Source organism: Amycolatopsis coloradensis, from assembly GCF_001953865.1.
GTDB classification, from domain to species: domain Bacteria; phylum Actinomycetota; class Actinomycetes; order Mycobacteriales; family Pseudonocardiaceae; genus Amycolatopsis; species Amycolatopsis coloradensis.
The window spans coordinates 1-21,395 of record NZ_MQUQ01000017.1 but is presented as its reverse complement, the minus strand read 5'-3'; the positions used below and the strand labels follow the sequence as shown (position 1 = coordinate 21,395).

General features: G+C 68.8%; 18 protein-coding genes. 6 read left to right on the top strand and 12 right to left on the bottom strand.

Going from position 1 to position 21,395, the window contains the following annotated elements:
- Nucleotides 1-34: 34 nt before the first annotated feature.
- Together BS329_RS29365 and BS329_RS29360 are read right to left on the bottom strand one after the other, a co-directional pair.
- A complete protein-coding gene (locus BS329_RS29365; RefSeq protein WP_076164620.1) occupies nt 35-1,135 on the bottom strand; it encodes a substrate-binding domain-containing protein in 1,101 nt (366 codons plus the stop codon).
- Between the two features lie 156 nt (nt 1,136-1,291).
- Nucleotides 1,292-1,639 (bottom strand): DUF1508 domain-containing protein, encoded by a 348-nt coding sequence (locus BS329_RS29360; protein WP_244197334.1) that lies wholly within the window; start codon nt 1,637-1,639, stop codon nt 1,292-1,294.
- A 281-nt stretch (nt 1,640-1,920) separates the two neighbouring features.
- On the opposite strand from BS329_RS29360, the gene BS329_RS29355 reads away from it, so the two are divergent.
- A complete protein-coding gene (locus tag BS329_RS29355; protein WP_076164617.1) occupies nt 1,921-2,661 on the top strand; it encodes an SDR family oxidoreductase in 741 nt (246 codons plus the stop codon).
- A 74-nt stretch (nt 2,662-2,735) separates the two neighbouring features.
- On the opposite strand, the gene BS329_RS29350 is transcribed toward BS329_RS29355, so the two are convergent.
- Complete coding sequence (locus tag BS329_RS29350) at nt 2,736-3,770, bottom strand: SDR family oxidoreductase (RefSeq protein ID WP_076164615.1); 1,035 nt, start codon at nt 3,768-3,770, stop codon at nt 2,736-2,738.
- A 71-nt stretch (nt 3,771-3,841) separates the two neighbouring features.
- Here BS329_RS29350 and BS329_RS29345 point away from each other — a divergent pair, with 71 nt between their 5' ends.
- Nucleotides 3,842-4,741 carry a LysR family transcriptional regulator gene (locus BS329_RS29345; protein WP_076164613.1) on the top strand — a complete coding sequence of 300 codons (900 nt, stop codon included), beginning with the start codon at nt 3,842-3,844 and terminating at the stop codon, nt 4,739-4,741.
- On the opposite strand, the gene BS329_RS29340 is transcribed toward BS329_RS29345, so the two are convergent.
- Nucleotides 4,721-6,163 (bottom strand): peptide ABC transporter substrate-binding protein, encoded by a 1,443-nt coding sequence (locus tag BS329_RS29340; protein WP_084750322.1) that lies wholly within the window; start codon nt 6,161-6,163, stop codon nt 4,721-4,723. The two genes, BS329_RS29345 and BS329_RS29340, sit on opposite strands and share 21 nt — an antisense overlap.
- Before the next feature lie 100 nt (nt 6,164-6,263).
- On the opposite strand from BS329_RS29340, the gene BS329_RS29335 reads away from it, so the two are divergent.
- From BS329_RS29335 to BS329_RS29325, 3 genes are all read left to right on the top strand, one after another.
- A complete protein-coding gene (locus tag BS329_RS29335) occupies nt 6,264-7,601 on the top strand; it encodes an LVIVD repeat-containing protein (protein WP_076164612.1) in 1,338 nt (445 codons plus the stop codon).
- A 14-nt stretch (nt 7,602-7,615) separates the two neighbouring features.
- The gene (locus BS329_RS29330; protein ID WP_076164610.1) at nt 7,616-8,056 is read left to right on the top strand and encodes a hypothetical protein; all 441 of its coding nucleotides are present in this window, start codon (nt 7,616-7,618) and stop codon (nt 8,054-8,056) included.
- A gap of 67 nt (nt 8,057-8,123) precedes the next feature.
- Entirely contained in the window at nt 8,124-9,197 is a 1,074-nt protein-coding gene (locus BS329_RS29325) for a hypothetical protein (RefSeq protein ID WP_076164608.1), read from the top strand.
- On the opposite strand, the gene BS329_RS29320 is transcribed toward BS329_RS29325, so the two are convergent.
- The 6 genes from BS329_RS29320 to BS329_RS29295 form a co-directional block, all read right to left on the bottom strand.
- Nucleotides 9,163-10,608, bottom strand: a complete 1,446-nt coding sequence (locus BS329_RS29320) for a sensor histidine kinase (protein WP_076164607.1) — start codon at nt 10,606-10,608, stop codon at nt 9,163-9,165. The genes BS329_RS29325 and BS329_RS29320 overlap by 35 nt on opposite strands.
- Entirely contained in the window at nt 10,605-11,294 is a 690-nt protein-coding gene (locus tag BS329_RS29315; RefSeq protein ID WP_076164605.1) for a response regulator transcription factor, read from the bottom strand. Before BS329_RS29315 ends, BS329_RS29320 begins: the two co-directional genes overlap by 4 nt.
- 338 nt (nt 11,295-11,632) lie before the next feature.
- Nucleotides 11,633-13,411, bottom strand: a complete 1,779-nt coding sequence (locus BS329_RS29310; protein WP_076164603.1) for a choline/carnitine O-acyltransferase — start codon at nt 13,409-13,411, stop codon at nt 11,633-11,635.
- On the bottom strand, nt 13,408-14,256 hold the full coding sequence (locus tag BS329_RS29305; RefSeq protein WP_076164601.1) for a class I SAM-dependent methyltransferase: 849 nt from the start codon (nt 14,254-14,256) through the stop codon (nt 13,408-13,410). The genes BS329_RS29310 and BS329_RS29305 overlap by 4 nt, the downstream gene beginning before the upstream one ends.
- Nucleotides 14,257-14,272: 16 nt before the next feature.
- Nucleotides 14,273-15,124 (bottom strand): HalD/BesD family halogenase, encoded by an 852-nt coding sequence (locus BS329_RS29300; RefSeq protein WP_076164599.1) that lies wholly within the window; start codon nt 15,122-15,124, stop codon nt 14,273-14,275.
- 148 nt (nt 15,125-15,272) lie between these two features.
- The gene (locus tag BS329_RS29295) at nt 15,273-17,870 is read right to left on the bottom strand and encodes a bifunctional FO biosynthesis protein CofGH (RefSeq protein ID WP_076164597.1); all 2,598 of its coding nucleotides are present in this window, start codon (nt 17,868-17,870) and stop codon (nt 15,273-15,275) included.
- Nucleotides 17,871-18,013: 143 nt separating this feature from the next.
- Here BS329_RS29295 and BS329_RS29290 point away from each other — a divergent pair, with 143 nt between their 5' ends.
- Entirely contained in the window at nt 18,014-19,612 is a 1,599-nt protein-coding gene (locus BS329_RS29290) for an IS1634 family transposase (protein ID WP_084750321.1), read from the top strand.
- Here BS329_RS29290 and BS329_RS29285 read toward each other — a convergent pair.
- Complete coding sequence (locus tag BS329_RS29285) at nt 19,551-20,309, bottom strand: SDR family oxidoreductase (protein ID WP_076164997.1); 759 nt, start codon at nt 20,307-20,309, stop codon at nt 19,551-19,553. The two genes, BS329_RS29290 and BS329_RS29285, sit on opposite strands and share 62 nt — an antisense overlap.
- 8 nt (nt 20,310-20,317) lie before the next feature.
- On the bottom strand, nt 20,318-21,121 hold the full coding sequence (locus tag BS329_RS29280) for an alpha/beta fold hydrolase (RefSeq protein ID WP_076164595.1): 804 nt from the start codon (nt 21,119-21,121) through the stop codon (nt 20,318-20,320).
- Nucleotides 21,122-21,395: the final 274 nt, after the last annotated feature.

Sequence of the window (21,395 nt, the reverse complement as noted above, 5' to 3'; positions counted from 1 at the left end):
GCACCGGGCCGTTCTCATTGCTGTTTCAGCAGAGTCAGGACTTGACGCAGGACAGGCCGTTCGGGCCCGAGACGGTCAGGAAGCCGTACTGCTTGATCTTGGCGGCGTAGGCGCCACCGCAGAGGCGGCTGGCGGTCGAGGCCGAGTCACCGTTGTCGAAACCGACGGCGCGCTTGGCCTGGTCGTAGCTCGGGGTGCGGCTGTCGACGACGTTGAAGACGCTGCGCGAGCCCAGGAACGCGGTGGTGAACGCCGGGGTGTAATTACCGGCGGAACCGGCGACCGGGGAGCCGTTGAAGCCGGCGCCGGTCAGCGGGTTGACGGTGAAGCCCGCGCGCTTGTCCGGGGTCACCGCGTTGCCCTGAGCGATCCACTGCGCGATGGAGAACGGCGCGATCGCCCGGGAGCGGTCGGCGGCGGCGATGGAGTTGCCGTCGTGCTCCTGGAAACGCTTGATGGCGACCGGCTTGGTGGTCGGGTCGAAGCCGAGGACGGTGCCGGTGAAGAAGCTCAGCGTGCCGGAACCGGTCTGCGGCAGGTAGACGACGATGGCGGCGTTGGCGCCACCGACCTGGTTCCAGTTGGTGATGGTGCCGGAGTAGATGCCGCGCAGCTGCGCCAGCGTCAGGGACAGGCCCGCGCCCGAACCGGTGGCCGAGGAGGCCCAGGTGACACCGTCGGTGGCGAAGGCGAAGAACTCGAAGGTCGACGGGTCGGACGAGCTACGGGCCGAGGACGACCGCGCGATGTCGATCTTGCCGTCGAGCGCCTCGGCCGAAGCCTTCAGCGCCGCCTTGCCCTGCGAGGAGCCGTTCGGGGCCGGGTTGCCCGTGCTGTAGACGACCTGGTCGGCGAACGGGTCGGCCGGGACGGTGAACGTCTGGGTGCCGGTGAGCAGCGGCGGCACGTTGACGTAGTTGTCGGGGTCGGTGTTCCAGGCGGCCCGGGACGCCGCGGTGTTCGCGTCGGCGAGGATCGCGCCGGTGATGTCGGTGGTGGTGTCCGAGCCGGCCGCGGCGATGACCTCTTCGAGGCCGTTGGCCGGGGCGACCGCCGAGGCGGTGCCGGTCAGGGTGAGGCAGGCACACGCGGCGATCGCGGTGGCGCCGAGAAACCGAGTGGTACGAGCACGCATCTTGTTTGCACTCTTTCTCTAGTCCCCAAGTCGTCACGGGATTCCGTGACTTGCCGCAATCCTCGCTCCGCAACACTGTCCGGCGACGGTGCTTCGCGTTCCCGCCCGACGTCATGGTGGTTAATCTCCGGGGAACGCACTTTCCGTGATCGGCCGTCACGGAAAAGGATTCGGTGATTGTCCGGGGGAATTGTGGCGGTATTTCCGGCGCCAATCGGCTATGGTCTCGATCCCTTCGCCGATCGCCGCCTCGGTGGTGGCCGACCGGAACCGGTCGAGCCCGCGCTGCGCCTCGATACGCCGTCCGTACGCATGACTGGCGATCGCCACGATCCGGTCGTCCGTATGCAGGCGCCAGCGCCAGCGGCCCCCGCTGAGGTGACTGAAATCGCTGGTCAGATCGGTGATGTGCGTGCTGAGCCAGGTGATCGCGGCAAGGCATTCCTCGGCCCGCGGATAGTCGGCCGGCGCCGAGCCCAGCGACACGTTGTTGCCGCCGAGCAAACGCCATCGGATGGTCTCTTCGCCGGTTCGGACCAGCTGGAAGCGTGGATTCTTCTTCACTGTTCACCGCTCCGGCGACGAGGTGAACGGCGTGAATTCCCCCTGGGCACATCTGTGGAATCGCCTCGATATGGTGAAGGGGTTACCGGTTTTCGTGAAGGCGCGACGGCCGCCGGGTGAACGTTTCCCTTCGGCGGATGCCCGCTAGCCTGAACGGACGCGGGTAATCGGAAAACAAGCACCGAGCCGGATCGGTCCGGCACGGTCTGCGAGGAGGATCGATGGGCAACGGCAAGACCGCGGTCGTCACCGGGGCGGGCTCCGGGCTGGGCCGGGAGATCTCCCGCGCGTTACTCGGCGCCGGCTACCGGGTCGCGCTCGCGGGCCGCCGCGCGGACGCGCTGGCCGAGACCGCGGGCGGGGAAGCGAAAGCCCTTCCCGTGCCCGCCGATGTCAGCGATCCCGATTCCGTCGCCGCCCTGTTCGAGGCGGTGCGCGCGGAGTGGGGACGGCTGGATCTGCTGGTGAACAACGCGGGTGTGTCGGTGGGCGGGACGGTCGACGAACTGTCCTTCGTGGACTGGAAACGCGTCGTGGACACCAACCTGACCGGAATGTTCCTGTGCGCGCAGCAGGCCGTGCGGCTGATGAAGGAGCAGGACCCGCGCGGTGGCCGGATCGTCAACAACGGTTCGATCTCCGCGTACGCCCCGCGGCCCGCGAGCATCGCCTACACCGCGACGAAACACGCGGTCACCGGACTGACGAAGTCGATCTCCCTCGACGGCCGGGCCTGGAATGTCGCTTGTGGACAGATCGACATCGGCAACGCCGCCACCGAGATGACGCTGCGGATGGCCGACGGCGTCCCGCAGGCCGACGGGAGTGTCAAGGCCGAACCGACGTTCGACGCACGGCACGTCGCGGACGCCGTGCTGTACATGGCCGGGCTGCCGCTGGAGGCGAACGTCCAGTTCCTGACCGTCACGGCGACCACGATGCCGTACATCGGGCGGGGCTGAAGGGGGCTTTCCCCGCATGTCGCGTGGTGAAGGCCTCCTTCCCTGCCTTCACGGACCAATCTGGCCCCTCGAAATCAAGGGATCACCTTCGCCTTCCGGAACTCGTCGAACAGCCGGAAGAACATCGCCGAAGTCTCGGCGTATTCGTGGAAACCGGCCCGCCGGGCCTTCGAGCCGTCCGCGAACATGTCGTAGTCCCAGCCGAACACGAAGTCGGCGAAGCCCCACGACGACGAGACAGCGCTGTACGGCACCTCCAGCCCGTACTTCGCGGCGATGGAGGTCCAGAGTTCTTCCTTGTCCGCCATGACGACGTCCAGCGACATCGGCAGCGGCGGCGCGACCTCCAGGTCGAAGTACGCGGCGATCCGCGGCCAGAGTTCGCTCCACCGGAACAGATCGCCGTTCGCGATGTTGTACGCCTCGTTCATCGAGTCGGTGGCCCACGTCGTGGCCTTCGCCAGCAGCCCGGCGTCGGTCATCTCCAGGAGGCTGTCGTACGCGCCGGGTTTGCCGGGGAAGCGCAGCGGCAGGCCGAGTTCCTTCGAGATCGACGCGTAGACGGCGATGGCCAGCGCGAGGTTCATCGGGTTGCCCAGTGCGGTACCACCGACCACCGACGGCCGGATCGCCGACCACGTCCAGGTCTTCCCGGCCTGACGCCGTTCCAGGAATTGCTGCTGGTCGACGTTGAACTCGGGCGGCATGTGCCCGGCGTCGGATTCGCGCGCCGGGGTCTTGAACGGGCCGAGGTGGGCGCCGTAGACCTTGTAGCCCTGCATGAGGCTGATGTGGCGCAGGCCGGGCGCGGCGGGCTCGATCGCGTCGACGAGGTTGGTCAGCATCGCCAGGTTCGGCGGGACCAGCTCGGCCCAGGTCGGCTTGTCGACATAGGCCGCGTAGAACACGTGCGTGACGTCGTCCAGGCCGCCGAGCTTCGCCCGGGTGTCTTCCACGTCGAGCAGGTCGACGGCGATCTGGCCGGGGCCGCCGCGCCGCGAGAGGCCGATGACCCGCCAGCCGGGCTGGGTCTCCAGGTGCTCGATCAGGTTCTTGCCGATGACCCCGTTGGCCCCGGCGACCAGGGCGACCTTGCGTTCTTCGTTCATGTCACCGAGCCTGGACCCGGCACAAGGATAAGTCCAAGGCATAGATATCACCGCTCCGATAAACTCTCTTTATGACCAGCTTGCGGCAACTCGAGTACCTGGTGACCGTCATCGACACCGGCTCCTTCACCCGGGCCGCGGAACTGCTGCACGTGACGCAGCCCGCGCTGTCGCATCAGGTGCGGGCGCTGGAGAAGGGCGTCGGCGGCCCGCTGCTCGAACGGCTGCCGCGCGGGGTCCGGCTCACCCCGATGGGCCGCGCCATGCTGCCGCACGCCCGCGCCGCCCTCGCCGACGCCGATCGCGCGCGCTGCGCGGCCCGGCAGGCGTCCGGGCTGGAAGCAGGCGAACTCCAGATCGCGACGGTCTACTCGGTCGGCCTCGGCGTCCTGCCGTCGGCGTTGCGGGTGTGGCGCCGGGAGCGGCCGGACGTCGACGTCCGCCTGGTGGAGTTCCGGCACGCCGACGAACTCCGGGACGCGATGGCTGCGGGAAAGGCCGACGTCGCGGTCGGCCCGGTCCCGCCCGGCTGGGACGGGCCGGTGCGCGAACTCGGCATCGAGGAGTTCGTCGTCGTCCTGCCGATCGACGGCCCACGCGAGGACGATGGCACCGGCGTCGTCGACCTCGCGACCCTCGCCGACTGCGCTTGGGTGCATTACGCGCCGGGCAACGGCCTGGCCGACCTCGTCGACCAGGCCTGCGCCGCGGCGGGATTCCAGCCGAGGGCCGCGGTCCGGACCGAGCAGACCGCGGCGGCCCCGGTGCTCGCGGCGGCGGGGCTCGGTCCGGCGCTGGTGCCCGCCAACGTGCTGCCCGAAGGTTTCCCCGGCCGTGTCCTGCGGCCCGAGCCGGCGATCCGGCGCACGCTGGCCGCCTACTGCCGGAGCACGCCCGATCCGCTGACCTCGGCGTTCATCGACGTCGTGGCGGGCAAGTGCACCCTCGGGTCAGCGCAAGGAAGCCGCTGACAGGTCCACGCCCCCGAACGCCGTCGCCTTCACGTCGGCGACCCGCTCGGCCCAGACGGCGTGCCCGTGCCCGGACCACAGCGGAGCGACCGGGAGATCCCGCAGCAACTGGTTCTCCGCCAGCCGGTAGATCTCGCCGCTGTCGGCGGATTCGGTTTCCCCGGCCGATTTCAGCAGGTCGGCGAACCCGTCGCTGGAGTAGCCGGTGGCCTTCACGATCTCGGCCAGCACTTCCTGCGGGCTCGGCGTCACCAGGTCCAGGTCGATCGCGAACGGTCCCGTGCCCGCCTCCGGGGCGAGCGGGACGCCGACCGCCCCGGAGGCCTGTTCCGCCAGCGGTCGCAGCCAGTTCGCCCGCGACTGTCCGAAGTGGACCGGAGTGGCGGGGAACTCCGCCTGGGTCAACAGGGATTTCCCGGCCCCGGCGTCGAAAGTGCAGGGACGGCAGGTGCTGCTGCGCTCGCCGGGTGCGACAGCGGGCGGCAGAAGCGACTTCGCCGGGTCCACCTGCTTGCCGAGAACGCCGGCCTCCAGCGCGGCGCGATCGATCCCGAGCGCGAAGCCGTGCCGCACGGTCGCGTCGGAGAAGAGCCGCTCGGTCAAGGGGAATCCGAGGTAGGCGACCTTGGGCAGCGCCCACATCACGTGCCGCTGTGAGAAATCCGTGTGCATGGCCTCGTGGCGATCACCGGGGACCACCGTGGAGAGATCGAGCTTCCCGGCCTTGACCTCGTCGTACTGCGCCGCCGCGTCCCCGGTCTTCAGTTCGATCACGCGTGCCTTGCCCGGCGCGTCCGCCACCCGGACCAGTTTGCCGCCGGTGGGCTGCCAATCCCCGTCCAGGCGGAACGGCCCGTTGCCGACGGGCCGCCGCGCGAACCCCGCCCAATCGCGCGAAGCCAGCGCGGACGCGGGCAACGGGACCAGCGCGGGTGACGACAGCAGCGCCGGGACCTGTCCGGACGGCCGGTCGAGGACGAGCTTGATGGTCAGGGGATCCGGTGCGGTGATCTCCTTGGCCCGCAAAAGGTCCTTGACCACTGGTGACGCTCGCCAGTGCTCCTGGCCGATCGCCTTCCAGGTGTCCACATAGGACTGTGACGTCACCGGGGTGCCGTCGTGGAACTTCCCGCCGTCCTTGAGTTTGACCGTCCACGTCGTCCGGTCGGCGCTGGTGACCGATTCGGCCGCCCGCGGGGCCAGCTTCCCCGCCGCGGGGTCGTAATCACCCAGCGGCGTCCACAGCGCACCGGTGAGCATCCACCCGGACTGGTCGTGGACGTCGGCGGGAAGCAGGGTCGCCGGGGTGGCCAGCCCGACGCGAAGAACGTCCGGTGCGGGCGGTTCGCCGGATTCCGTGCAGCTCGTCGCGACCAGGGCGGCGGCGAGGAGCGGGGCCAGAAGACGCAAGCGCATGGTCATGTCATAGCAGTCCCACACGACCAACGACGGTTGTGCCGGGCAAAGCGATGATCCTAGGGTGAGGGGACCGGCCTGGGAGGTTTGCGTGCGAGGAAAGTGGTTGCTCCGTTCATGCCTGGCGATCACCACGGTCACCGCGACCCTGATCGCCACCGGCCTGCCCGCCGCGGCCTGCGGCGAGGAGGACAAACCCGCCAGTGAGAAGGCCCGGATCGCGGGCGCGCCCGGCGCGGTGAAGAACGTCAAGGCCGTCGGCAACGTGCCCGACGCGCAAGGCGCCATCGCCATGGGGTTCCTGCAGTACGGCAACCGCGACGTCATGGCGGTTTCCGGCGAATTCGGCCTGAAGGTCTACGACCTCACGAAGAACCCCACCGCGCCGAAGCTGATCGGCGAGGTCAGCCTGCCCGGCCTGTGGGAGACCGAGGACACCGAGGTCGACGTCAAACGCAAGCTCGTCTTCCTCGCGCGGGATCCGCGTGCCTACGGTGGCACCACGCAGACCGGCGAGTCCGGCATCTACATCATCGACCTCAAGAACCCGGACAAACCGGCCCTCCTGAGCTACACCAAGGTGCCCGCCGGTCACACGACCAGTTGCGTCGACGACTGCCGCTACCTCTGGACCGGCGGCCCGGCGAAGGCCGCGAACCAGCCCGCCGACTGGGGCGGCCGCCCGATCTGGGTGACCGACATCCGCGATCCGCGCAACCCCAAGACGTTCCCGAACCCGATCGAACTCGCGCGCAACGACGGCAAGACCGACTACGTGCACGACGTCCAGGTCGACGACGAGGGGGTGGCCTGGGTGTCCGGACGTGGTGGCGTCCGCGGCTACTGGACCAACGGCCATCACCGCGATCCCGTGCAGGGCAAGGTCCGCCGCGCGACCGCGCTGAACCCGGTCCCCTACGCGGGCGGCGGGGTCGAGGAGACGGCGGCGCCGTCGAAGTTCATGCACAACAGCTTCCACCCGGCGGGCCGTCGTTCGGCCGACGGCGCGGACTCGAACCGCTGGCACGGCCGCGATCTCATCTACGCCACCGAGGAGAGCTTCCTCGACGGCTGCGCCGGTGACGGCGTGCTGACGATCTCGTCGCTGCGGAACTCCTACAACGGCGAGGGCTGGCGATCGACGCCGGAGAAGCCGTTCCGCCTCGAGTCCGTCGGCACCTGGAGCGTCGCCGGGCAGGAAGGCAGCGACCCGGCGTCGGGCGACTGCTCCGCGCACTACTTCGACGTTCGCGGCAAGGTGCTCGTGCAGTCGTTCTACTCGCAGGGCACGCGGTTCCTCGACGTCAGCGACCCGACCGACCCGAAGCAGATCGCCTACTTCCGGCCCGCCGACGCCGCCGCGTGGGCGCCCTACTGGCACAAGGGTTACGTCTATGTCGCCGACAACACTCGCGGAATCGACATCCTGAAGCTCACCGCCTGAGCGAAGATGTCCCCATGCGCACCATGGGGAAGATGTCGGTCGTGGCCGCGGTCGTCCTGACCGCGGCCTGCACCTCGCCGCCGCCACCACCCAAGGAACCGGTCGTGTCCACCGATGCGGCGGCGGTCGCCGAGGACTTCCCGGACCTCGGCGAGATCGTCGAGGCGTCCTGGGTCGAGGAGAGACAGGGCGAGTCCAAGGACCGGATCGAGGCACCAGGGCCGTCCGTCTTCCGGCTGTCCGCGGTGGTGAAGCTGCGTCCCGAAGCCGTGGCGAAGGTGATGACCGGCAAGAACTGCCACCCCGGTGCTCCGGTCGCACCGGAACCGCTGAAGGCGCTCCTGCCCACCGGTGTGGCGTGGGTCTCCTGCGAGCTCCCCACGACCACCAAGGCACGGACCGCGTTCGTGGCCGCCGGTTCCGAGAAGGCCTTCCTGACGTCCTCGACGATGTAGCGAAGCTGTGACGGAACTGTCGAGCGACGACCACGGGAACCGCATGATCCGTTCCTAGCTTGGCGCTATGACCACCTTGCTCGAACGGGCCCCGGTCCCCGTCGCCGGGAAGACTCCGCGGCGAAGGGTCACAGCACTGTTCGCGATCGCCGTCCTCGTCGCCGGATATACCGGGTTCCGGTTGCCGGGGGACTGGGCGGCGACCCTGCAAGCCGTCTCCCTCGCCGACGGTTTCCACCGGCGTTTCCTCGTCGGCACGCTCCTGAAGCCGTTCGGGCACGATTACCTGGTCTTCGCGGTCGCGAGTTTCGCCGTCCTTGGCGCGCTGCTGGCGGCGGTGACGGTCGTGTTCTTCCGCAGCCGTACCGAGAGCAGGCGACTGTTGATCGTCGCCTGGCTCCTGCTGCCGACGGGCGGCTACCTGTTCCACGAGGTCGGCTATTTCGACCAGGTGCTGTATCTCCTGCTGTTCGGCGCTTTGTGGGCGCTGCATCGTGGCAGGCCGGTACTCGCGAGCGCGGTGATGGCGCTTTCCGTGACGGGGCACGAAATCGCGCTGCTCACCGTGCTGCCGGTGTTCGGTTTCGTCCTGCTGCGGCGGTTTCCGTTCCGGCGTGCCTGCGCGCTGCTCACCCCGCCCACGGTGCTCGGGCTGGGGCTCCTCGCGCTGCCGCCGTCCGCCCCCGGCGCCGTCGAAAAGCTCCGGCAGGCACTGGCTGGAGCGAACTTCGCCTATCGCGCCGACGCGCTGAACCTGTTCGGCCGCACGCAGGCCGAGAGCTGGCGGATGTACTCGATCACCGACGTGCTGCTGTACCTGGTGCCGATCGCGCTCGTGGTGGCCGGCGGATTCCTGTTCCTGCACCGGCCTTCGCTCGCGGCCGCGGTGCCCGTCGCCGCCATCACGGCGCCGGTGCTGCTCGCGTTCGGCGGCTGGGACGACGCCCGCTGGGGCTTCCTGCTGGTGACCAACTTCGTCGTCGTGCTGTGGCTGTGGCTCGGTGACCGGGAACTCACGGTGTCCCGAATCGGCGTGCTGACCGCGCTCTTTCTGGTGCTCACGCACGTCCCGATGCCGTACTTCGACGGCTACGCGCCACGCGGGCTCACGCTGGTGACACCCGTGGAAGACTTACGGTGAAGACGGCGCCGCGATCGTTGTGGACTTCCAGGGAACCGCCGTGGATCAGCGCGTTCTCCCTGGCGATCGCCAAGCCGAGTCCGTTGCCTTCGGTCGCCTGACGTGCGTGATCGCCGCGGACGAACCGGTCGAACAGGATCGGCAGCAGATCCTCGGGGATCCCCGGTCCGGAATCGGAAACCTTGATCGTCACGGTGTCCCCGAAACCGTCGACGGACACGGTGATCGGCGTCCGGCCGTGCCGGGCGGCGTTGGCCAGCAGGTTGCCCACGATGGTGTGGACGCGGCGCGGGTCGGCGACGACGGTGGTGTCACCGGTGCTCGCGACCTCGACGGCCGTTCCCGGCACACTGACCTCGATCGCGTCCTCGACCAGCGCGGGCAACTCGACCGGTTCGGGCCGGAAATCGGTGGAACCCGCGTCGAACCGGGAGATCTCCATCAGATCCTCGACGAGCCGCGCCAGCCGCCGGGTCTGCGTGCCGAGCAGTTCGGTCGCGCGGGTCCGGGTCTCGGGGGTGGCGCTGTCGAGCGTGCCGACCGTGGCGACCATCGAGGCGAGCGGAGTCCGGAGGTCGTGGGCGACGTCGGCGACGAACCGCTGCTGCTGGCGGTCCTTGGCGCGCAGGTCCTCGATCGACTCGCTGACCCGCTGGGCCATGACGTTGAACGCCTCGGCGAGATCGGCGAGTTCGTCCCGGCCTTTCACCGGGACGCGCACCTCGAACGCGCCGTCGCCCAGGTCGCGGGCGGCGGAGGCGACGCGGCGCACCGGCCGCTGGATGTTCCAGGCGGCGAACACCGCCGCGAGGACGCCGAGCGCGGTCACGCCGAGCGCGATGTACACCAGCTTCCACCGTTGCGCGGCCAGATCCATGTCCAGCGGGGTGAGGTCGAAGAACTGCACCACCCAGTAGTCGACGAAGTTCCCGCTGATCACGAGGAGCCGCCTGCCGGTTTCCGGGTCCACGGTGATCGCCGTCAGCAGGTCCATCGTCTTCGACGTCCGGACCAGCACCCGCTCCTCGACCGACGCCACGAGCCCCTGCCGGTCGCCGACCCGGACCGGCACGGGCTGCGGCCGGTACCAGAGGTCGGTCGAGGCGGAGTTCACCATCTCCGCCGAGCCGTCGGGCCGCTTGGTGAACAGCGCCCACTCGTGCGTCCGGTCGGACATCCTCACGGCGAACTCTTCCAGGGTGATTCTGTTGTCCATCACCGCTTCGAGCCCGCGCCACGACTGCTCGAACATCGCGCCGAACGTCGTCTCGGCGCTGTAGACGAAGCTGTTGACAGCGTCGTCTTCCTGCAGTTTCGACGCGGAGAAGGCCATCACCGCGGTCGCCGTCGTCGTCACCAGCACGACCGCCGCCGTCACCTTCGTCCGCAGCCCGAACGACGGCCGTCTCACTGGTCCACCAGCCGGTAACCGAGGCCGCGCACCGTCTTCAGCACCACGGGATTCGCCGGATCGTCCTCGATCTTGGCCCGCAACCGCGCGACCGCCGCGTCGACGATCCGCGAGTCACCGACGTAGCCGTAGTCCCAGACCCGTTTCAGCAACGTCTGCCTGCTCAGCACCTGGTTCGGATGCTCGGCGAACTCGACGAGCAGGCGGATCTCGGTCGCGGTGAGCGCCAGTTCGACGCCGTCACGGGTCACGCTCATCGCGGCGGCGTCGATCTCCAGGCGGCCCACCCGCGGCACCCCCGACGACGGGCCGGGCGCGGTGACCGCGCGACGGCCGATCGCCTTGATCCGCGCGTCGATCACCCGCGGTTCGGCGGGTTTGACCACGTAGTCGTCGGCGCCGCATTCCAGCCCGGCGACGATGTCGATCGGGTCGCCGCGCGCGGTCAACAGGACCAGCGGCAGTCTGCTACGCGCGCGGATCCGGCGGCAGACCTCGAAACCGTCCATCCCGGGCAGCATCACGTCGAGCAACACGAAGTCGAGTTCGAGCCGGTCGGTGAACAGCGCCTCCAGTGCCCGCTCCCCGGTCGGGGCGACGACGACGTCGTGCCCGAGTGCCTTCAGCGCCAGCGTGAGCGCTTCGGCCAGGGCTTCGTCATCTTCGATGAGCAGGATGCGCGGCATGGGTCTCCCAAGATCGAAAATTTCACCGATCGTAAGGGCGCTCCACCGTGCTCGGGGTGAACCGGTGCGGAACCGTCGCAGAGCCGTGCGGTCTCGTCACAAACGTCAGTGCTCGAGTTCCCGGGTTCCCAGCCGTCAGCGTGAGCTTGCCCGCGGCGACCACTAGTCACGCGTGTCGTCCCCTCACTCACGCGAACCCGCCAATCCGACCCGCGGCTTGGTGAGTGGTGAAGGGTCCCTTCCCTGCTCTCAAGGCAGAGAAGGGACCCTTCACGGACCTACGCGGCGAGCGGCACGCCGTAGGAACCTCAAGCACGGCCTGTACCCAGGGCCACCTTCTACGCCAGCAGCTCCTGCAACTCCGTGATCGCCGTGGCGAGTTCCGCCGCGAACAGCTCCATCTCGTGTGCCACGTGCTTCGGCGTGCAGAGGTAGACGTTCAGCCGATCCGGCAGCAGCACGTACGCGATGCCGATGCACTGCGGGCTGGTCGACCCGAAACCGAAGTACCGGATGTTCACCGACGGCGCCGAGCTGGTGCTCAGGTAGTCGTTACGCATCTTCAGCCAGCCCGGCGACGAGTACAGCGCCGGGGAATCCTCGACGCCACGCCGTTTCTGGATCAGTTGCAGCTCCCACAGGTGCTGCTCCGGCGCGTCGCCCGCCTGGCATTCCTTCGCCCGCGTGACATGCTTCGCGGCCGCCGCGCGGAATGCCGCCTGACGTGTCTGCCGATCCGCGTTCGAGTCGTCCATCACGTGGGCGAACCACAGCACCTCGGGCGTCACCACACGCATCGCTTCGGTGCGCCCGTTCTGGTACTGCCGTGTCGCGATCGACTCGTACGTCGTGCCGGTGATCCCCTTCGCGCGCTTATGCGCGAGCTGATACGCCATCTGCGCGAAGCCGTCGGGGGACATCCCCAACTCCTTCGCTCGCGTCGCGCCGAAGTCGGTGAAGGACACCGTCTTCGTAGCGGTCGCGTCGGCGTACGCGGCGAAGGCCGCCGCTGCGGCACGGGCGTCTTCGCGAAGCGCGTCACCCAGGACGAACTCGATGACCTCGGACGCCGGGACGCCGTCGGCGGGCGGACGGTCCAGCCGCGTCCCGCTCAGCAGCGCGTCGGTGAACCCGAGGATCGTGGTCCCGTCCAGTTCGCAGTGCTCGACGTTGATCCCCGCCGTGCCGTCCTCGAACACGATCAGCGAGACGGCCTTGTCGAACCAGCGGTTGCCGCTGTCGCCGTGCAGCAGTTTGTCACACGCCTCCTGCGTGTCCGCCGGGGTGAAATCCTCCAGGCACAGGCAGAACAACGCGGTCTCGATGTCGTCGAGCGCCGCCGCGTTCCCGGCGGCGAGCAACGCCTCGCGCGTCGCCGCCCATTCCGCCCTCGCCTTGGTGGTGAAATGCCCGGCGGCGGTGAGCGGATCCCCGATGAAAGTCTCGGACTTCACGATCGCCCGCAACCCCATGGCCAGCTGTTCGGGGGAATACGGGCGGCCGTCCGGCGCGATGACGTCCATCCGGAACGGGGTGTCGCGGTGGAACACCACGATGTGCCGCGCCCTCGACGGCCCCGGCCATTCCTCCCGGTACGGCGTGCGCGCGGTGTCCTGCACGGCACCGGGGATTCGCGTCGCCGAGAACAGGTATTTGTGCTGCACCATCGACTGCGGCTGCCCGCGCAGCACGATCGGCGGCACCAGTTCCTCGTCGAGCTTCAGTTTGTAGTCCACCGCCGACGCGGCCAGCTCGGCCGCTCGCTCCAGCTGTCCCAGCGGGGACTCGGAGAACAGGAAGAAGAAGTTCGCGTTGAGCGCGATCCGGTCGCGGCGGCCGAGGTAGCGGTACGGCCAGAAGGTGTCGAGCCAGCTTCGGACGCCTTCGCGGCTGTCGTAGGCCTCGAGCGCGCTCTGGAGTTCGTGCGCAGGGCTCTTCTCCGAGAGGAACTCCGCGACGGCGCCTTCGGTCTCCGCGAGCTCACCGGGGGTGAGCAGCGGCGAGCACCACTCGAGAAACCGGCGGCAGGTGTCCTCCAGGCTGGGCACGGGGACCCGCGGCAGGACGTCCTCGTTGCCGAAGGTGCGGGTGGACAGTTCCGGACTGCTCACGATCATCCTTGATCTCGAAGGGGCAGGGCGTTCAGCGCGGAGGCGAGCCCGCCCGCCGCGCCGTTCGGCCGGGAGACGAACAGCCGCGCGAACAGCCGGCCTTCGGCTTCCAACCCACGCGGGTCGACACCCGCGACGGACAGATTGTCCAAGATCTGCGTTCGTTCCTCGGGCGAAGCGAACCTTCGCTGCGGGAAGACGCCGTTGACCCCGGCCGTGTCGTACTCCAGATCGGCGAGGCTCGCGGCGACGGGTTCGTAGGAGAACATCCGGAGCACGAAATGCGCCATCCACGGCCGGTTTTCCCGCGCGATCCGCACGAGGGTCTTCTCCGTGACGTAGCCGATGCAGCCCGTCGAGATGACGATGTCGACGCCGGCCAGCAGCGCGCGGTGCTCGTCCGTCGGGTCTTCGCTCTCCAGATCGGCGTGGATCGCTTCGTCGATGAAGCCCGCGTCGAGCGCGTAGTCCAGCGCGGGCGCGGAGGTGTCGAGGCCGATGAAGCGGACTCCGTCGCCGATGGTGAGCCTCTCGACCATCCGCCGGTCGTGCGCGATCAGGTCGTCCCGGCTCAGTGGCTCGCCGTCCGCGTAGTGGTCGTACAACTGCTCCATCGAGGTGTCACACCGGTACAACGCCGCGTTGACCCCGTAGGAACAGCCGAGGTCGAGCACCGTCGGGACCTTGACGCCGGTCTCGGCGCGGTACTCGTCGATCAGTTTCGCGAAATAGGCTTTGGCCTGCTGCGGGATGTCGTAATCGAGCCTGCGCAAGGTGCCGAAGAAGGCACGCGGATCGGGCTCGGTGTAAATGTGGTCGAAGGAGATCTTGCCGGTCGAATCCAAAGGCACGGGCCGGGCTCCTGACTTAGTCGAGCAGCTGATCGCCCCGGACGGCCGCTGAAGCGACGTGTTCGGGCAGGACCCGGCCGAACAGCTGTCTGGTCCGCTCCGGACTGCCGATGACCCCAGGACGCTCGCTGTAGGCGAAGATCGCGGAATGGCGTGCTGTTGCTCCTTGAACACTACTCACGCGGTGCAGGGCGAAGCGTCCGCGAAACAGCTGAAGATCGCCGGGACGCAGAGTGAGCCGTCGGATCAGGTGCTCGCCTTCGCCAGCCAGGACCGCGCGGACGTCGTCGAAGTTCTCCGCCTTCTCCGAGCGGATGTTCGGACAGTATTCGAAGACACCGCCGTCGGCGGCCTCCTGCGTGAGCATGCTGACGGTGAACTCGTTGGTGTCGAAATGCCACGGGTGCGAGCGGCCCGGTTCGATCACGTTGAGCACCAGACTGGACAGCGGATCGGCGAGTTCGTGGAGGGCGGGGAGTTCGAAACAGTCGGCCACGAACCGCTGGAACTCGTGGCTCGCGTACAGCTGCTGGATGATCGCGGTCGCCGGGATCTGGTCGCGCGCCACGAAGGCGTTGCCGCGTTCCATGACCGTGCGGCCGGGATGGCCTTCCGGTAGCGGAATGTCGATGGCGGTGTTGTACGCGTTGACGCGTTCGATCCTCGCGTACGCCTCCGGAGCGATCTGCGCGCCTTCTTGGCGAAGGGCGTCACGCAACTCCGGGCGGATGAAGTCGGCGAGCACACTGCATCCCGTTTGCCGCAGTTCGGCGCGGGTGCGGGAAACAATCTCGCGCCAGGCCGGGCTTCCCGGTTCGGACAACGGATAGCGGGCGGTGTCGGCCACCTGGACTGCGCTCGCGATCATCGTCGTCCTCTCGGCTGCCCGGAAGTGATTCTCGGGTTTAGCACAGAAAACGCCGAGGGTCCCCGCTCCTTGTGATCGGTGACACACGCAAAGTGAAGGCCCCTTCCGCACGCTGTACGTGGAGAAGGGGGCCTTCGCGGATTATTCGTCAGGAAGTGACAAGCGGCAGCAGCGGCCGCCGGACCGCGGTCGCGACACCGTCCGACTCGGCGGCCGCGGCGATCCGTTCCGGCGTCGGCGTGCCGTACTCGGTGGTCCGCTGCCGCAGCGGACGTCCCAGCGGCTCGACCATCGCGCGCATGTCGCTGATCGTCTTGTACGACCCGTTCGCCGCACCGGCCATCCGGCTGATCGTCTCCTCCATCAGCGTCCCGCCGATGTCGTTGACCCCGCCCTGAAGTACGGCGCGGCTGCCTTCTTCACCGAGTTTCACCCAGGAACTCTGGATGTTGTCGATCGTCCCGTGCAGCAACAGCCGGGCCAGCGCGTGCACCGCGCGGTTCTCGCGCAGCGTCGTCCCGGCCCTGGCGAGCCCGGCGAGGTAGATCGGCGAACTCTGGTGGATGAACGGCAGCAGCACGAACTCGCTGAACCCGCGCCGCCCGTTGCGCTCCAGGCCTTCCCGCTGCAGTTTCGCCAGCAGCTTCAGATGCCCGACCCAGTGCGCCGGGGTGTCGACGTGGCCGTACATCATCGTCGACGTCGTCGTGATGCCGAGTTTGTGCGCGGTGGTGACGACGTTGATCCACTCGGACGTCGGCAGCTTGCCCTTCGTCAGCACCCAGCGGACGTCGTCGTCGAGGATCTCCGCGGCCGTGCCCGGCAGCGAGTCGACACCGGCTTCCTTCGCACGGGCGAGCCAGTCCTCGATCGAGAGGTTCGTCCGCGAGGCGCCGTTGACGACCTCCATCGGGCTGTACGAGTGCAGGTGGATGTCCGGCTGACGGCGCTTCACCTCGGCCGCGAGATCGAAGTACGCGGTCCCCGGCAGATCCGGGTGGATACCGCCCTGCATGCAGATCTCGGTCGCGCCGGCGGCCCACGCCTCGTCGACCCGGTCGCCGACCTGCTCCAGCGAAAGGGTGTACGCGTCGGCGTCGGTGCGCCGCTGGGCGAACGCGCAGAACCGGCAGCCGGTGTAGCAGACGTTGGTGAAGTTGATGTTCCGCGTGACCACGAAGGTGACGTCGTCGCCGTTCACCTCGCGACGCAGGTCGTCGGCGATCTTGGTGAAGGCGTCGAGCTCCGGTCCGTCGGCGTGCAGCAGCGCCAGAGCCTCGTCGTCCGAAAGCCCGGCGGGGTTCTTTTCCGCGCTGCGCAAGGCATCCCGGACGTCAAGGTCGAACCGCTGCGGCGCGGTCTTGATGTTGCCCTTGATCTCCGCCCAGTCGCCGTAGACCGAGTCGAAGTCACTGCGCCGGTCTTCGGTCCGGCCGATGGTGTCGACCTCGACGTGCAGATCGGTGCGCCCGGCCTCCTTCCAGCCGCCGTCCGGCTCCTGCCACGGGATGCCCACCGGGATGGCCTCTTCGATCGCGAGCCCGGTCTCGGCGTCGGTCAACGGCGCGAGGTGCGCGTTCATCCGCGGGTCCAGCCACGGTTCGCCCGTCTTGACGTACTCCGGGTAGATCGGAAGCCGCTCGCGCACGGTGAACCCGAGTGCCTCGGTGCGGCGCTTGAGTTCGTCGATCCGCGGCCACGCGCGCTCGGGGTTCACGTGGTCGGGGGTCAGCGGGGAGACGCCGCCCCAGTCGTCGATGCCCGCGTTCAGCATCAGTTCGTACTGCTGGCCGATCAGGTTCGGCGGCGCCTGGATGCGCATCTTCGGCCCGAGCACGAGCCGCGCGACGGCGATGGTCGCGGCGAGTTCTTCGAGGTCGGCGTCCGGGGTCGCGCGCATCTTCGTGTCCGGCTTCGCGCGGAAGTTCTGCACGATGACTTCCTGGATGCCGCCGTAGGTCTTCGCGACCTTGCGGATCGCGAACAGTGAGTCGGCGCGTTCCTCGAAGTTTTCGCCGATGCCGATCAGGATGCCCGTCGTGAACGGCACCGAACTGCGGCCGGCGTCTTCGAGCACGCGCAGGCGGACGTCAGGGTCCTTGTCGGGCGAGCCGTAGTGCGGGCCGCCCTTCTCGGTGTAGAGCCGTTTCGCCGTCGTCTCCAGCATCATGCCCATCGACGCCGACACCGGCTTGAGCCGCTGGAAGTCCTGCCAGGTCAGCACGCCCGGGTTGAGATGCGGCAGGACGCCGGTCTCCTCCAGCACCCGGATCGCCATCGCCCGGACGTAGGACAGCGTGTCGTCGTACCCGTGCGCGTCGAGCCAGTCCTTCGCCGCCTTCCAGCGGTCCTCCGGACGGTCGCCGAGGGTGAACAGCGCTTCCTTGACGCCCATCGCGGCACCCTTGCGGGCGATGTCGAGTACTTCGTCGGGGGAGAGGAACGGCGATTCGACCCGGCCCGGGACGGTCGCGAAAGTGCAGTAACCACACCGGTCCCGGCACAACCGGGTCAGCGGGATGAACACCGAACGGCTGTAGGTGACCACGCCGGGGCGACCGGCCGCGACCAGACCGGCGTCACGGACGCGGGAGGCGTGCTCGGACAGGGTCTTGAGGTCGTCGCCACGCGCCTGGAGCAGGATCGAGGCCTCGGTGAGGTCGAGGGTCTTCCCGTCGCGCGCCCTGGCGAGCGACCGGCGCATCGCGGAGGTGGTGGGGGCGTTCACGTCAGCAGCGGATGCCATTCCCGCACGCTATGGCCGGACCTGCTCCAGCTGCCAGTGTGCATCCCGCCACCAGCCGACCCACGTGGGTGTCGTCACTGTTTCCGCTGGTCAAGGCATGATCTCGGTTGCTGATCAGTGGGCCGGGGTGTATTACCTAAAGTGTGGCTTCGGTGATCGGCAAGAAGGTCGGCGGGCGGACGTACTACTACCTCGTCACCTCCGCGCGGGTCGGCGGCGAGCCCCGCGTGGTGTCCCAGCGCTACCTCGGCACGGCCGAGGAGATCGGGCGCGCGATGGACGGCGACGTCTCCGCGCCCGGCGAAGCGCGGCACCGGACCTTCGGCGACGTCGCGGCCGTATGGGCGACGCTCGAGCGGCTCGATTTCGTGCGGCGGGTCGATGACGCCGTCGGAGTCCAGCGCGCCACGACCACCTTGGGGACGCATCTCGCGCTCGCCGTCCTGCACCGGGCGACAGCGCCGGACACGGATCTCGCCTCGTGGTGGGAGGACGGTGCCGCGCGGGAGTTCCTGAAGGCCGATCTGGCGAATCACTGGCGGGCGCTGCACCGCCTCACCCCGGAACGGCTCACGCGGATCGAGTCCGCCGTCGCCGACGCGGTGCTGTCCTGGCTGGGCACGGGGAACACCGCGCTCGCCGTCGATGTGCCGCAGTTCGCCGCCTTCACCACGGCCGATCCCCGCCGCTGCGAACTCGCCGGACTCGGGCTGGTGGTGACCAAGGACGGCGCGATCCCGCTTGCTTCGCACGTGTACCCGCGGGAAGGCGCGCCGCCGTTCGCCGCGCTCGCCGAGGATCTCCGCTCGCGGTACCCCGTCACGCTGATCTTCACCGCGGGTCAGGCCGCGCAACTCGACCTCGGACGGCATTTCGTCGGCGCGCTGCCGCTCTCGGAACACCCGGACCTGCTGGCGAAACCGGCGTCCGCGCGTGAGCCCGTCGACCCCGAGCGCTTCGCCGGGCTGACGGCCTTCGACACCAGAGCCGTGGTCGCGGGCGTGCGGCGGCGCGTGATCCTGACCCATTCGGAGACCCTGCACAACGCGCAGGCCCGCGCTTTCGGCGACGAACTCGGCACCGCGACCCGCGAACTCGCCGGGCTCGACGCCGCACTGGCCGCGAGCACCTACCGGGGTGACCGCGGCCAGGTGAACGCCGAAATCGCGCGGATCACCCGCGGCCGCCGGGTCGAACGGGTGCTCTCACCGTCGCTGACCGGCACCAGGCCGGGGGAGATCCGGCTGACCTGGAAGATCGACGACGCCGCCGTGTCGAGGCTGCATGACGAGTTCTTCGGCAAACAGGTGCTGGTCACCGACCACGACTGGCCGGTCGCCGAGGTCGTCACCGCCTACCGCGCCCGGACCCATCTCGATTCGACGTTCCGCTGGCTGACCGGCTCCGCCGTCGCCGGTCCGACCCCGCGCTGGGACTGGAGCCCGCATCGGATCGCCGTGCACACGCTGGTCACGGTGCTGGCGTCGACGGTCACGCACCTCATGCGGCGCGAGGCCGACCGCGCGGGGATGAACCTCTCGGTCCGCGAGCTGATGGACAGCCTGGCCGGGATCGGGGAGACGGTGCTGCGTTACCCGTCCACCGGCGGCCGCCCGCGGACGCGGCGCCTGCTGACCGAGCGGAGCCCGGAGCAGCAAGCGCTCTTCGACCTTTTCGGTCTCACCTCTCTCGGTCAATCGGCAACGCGGAGAAGCTCTGCACCACCGGCATCAACTCGATGACGTTGATGTTCACGTGCTCCGGCTGCGAAGCCGCCCAGAAGACGGACTCGGCCACGTCGGCGGCCGTGAGCGGCGTCGTCCCCTTGTAGACGTCGTCGGCCTTGCTCTGGTCGCCTTCGAAACGGACGACGGAGAACTCCGTCCCGCCGACCAGGCCGGGCTCGACGTTGGTCACCCGGACGCCGGTGCCCTGCAGATCCGCGCGCAGGTTCAGGCTGAACTGGTGCACGAACGCCTTGGTCGCGCCATAGGCGTTGCCGCCGGGGTAGGGATAGGTGCCCGCGACCGACCCGATGTTGATCACGTGCCCGCGGCCGCGTTCGACCATGCCGGGCAGCAGCGCGCGGGTGAGGTGCGCGAGACCCTTGATGTTCGTGTCGATCATCTGGTCCCAGTCGTCGAGCTTCGCCCGGTGGGCGGGTTCGAGGCCCTTCGCGAGGCCGGCGTTGTTGACCAGCAGGTCGACCTCGGCGAACTCGGCGGGAAGCGTTCCGGGGAGGGCCGCCACCGCGTCGGCGTCCCGAACGTCCAGCTCGATCGGCAGGACGTTCTCGCCCAGCTCGACGGCCAGCTTGTCGAGGCGGTCCTTGCTGCGCGCGGCCGCGACGACTTTCGCACCGTCCGCGGCGAACCGGCGGGCGATCTCGACGCCGAAACCCGCGCTGGCGCCGGTCACGAAGACGGTCTTCTGGGACATGGAGACGATCACCCAATCTCTTTCAAGAACCGTGCGAACACGGCGTCGAACTCGGCCTCGCGTTCCAGGTTAGGCATGTGAGCGGCGCCTTCGATCACCGCCAGGGTGGAGCCGGGGATGAGGTCGTGCATCAACTCCGCGTCCGAGACCGGCGTGAACTCGTCCTCGGTGCCGACGACGATCAGGCTCGGCACTGTCACCCGTTTGAGGCTTTCCCGGTAGTCGGGCCGCTCGGCCCGGCCCCGCAGCGCGGCGGCTGCCCCTTCCGCGGGCGTCGTGCGCATCATCCGCAGTACGTGCGCCGCCACGTCGGGCCGGGTGCGGACGTTCTCCGGCGAGACCATCTTCGTCAGCACCTCGTCGGCGTACCAGCCGATGCCCTCGGCGAGGATCCGGTCCGCCGTCTCGTTGCGGACGCGCTTGCCCTCCTCGGTCTCCTCCTGGGGAGAGGTGTCGGCGAGCAGGAGCCCGGCGACGCGGCCGGGATAGGCGCGCTGGAACTCCATGACGATCTGCCCGCCCATGGAGAGGCCTCCGAGCACGAAGCGCTCGATGCCCAGGTGATCGGCGAGACGGGCGATGTCGGCCGCGAAGACGTCGAGCCCGGTCCTCTCGCTCTGTTCCGGCTTGGTCGTCTCGCCGTACCCGCGAAGGTCCGCGGTGATGACCCGGTAGCCCTCCCGGCTGAAGCGTTCGGCCTGGGGACGCCACATCGAACGGTTGAAGGGATGGCCGTGGACGAGGACGACGGGCAACCCGGTGCCGAGGTCGTCGTAGGCGACGGTGATGCCGTCGAGTTCCGCAGTGCTCATGGCTCGAAGCTAATCGGAGCAATCAGCGAGATCAATACGGTGCAATGTACTCGGAGCAATGTTCTTCCGGGTGTTCACTTGGGGTGCCCTTGGAGCGATCACCGGGTGAACGACGGGAGTCGGCCCGTTTCCGGCCGCTGACCTGCGGAAACGCAGTTAAGGTACCCCCCTGTTTCGGGCCCCTGCGGGCCATGTAAAGTTCTCCAAGTCGCCAGGGAAACCGGGTGGCCGCGGGACACGAACCAAGCTCTCACCTCTGGGTGATTGAGTGGGT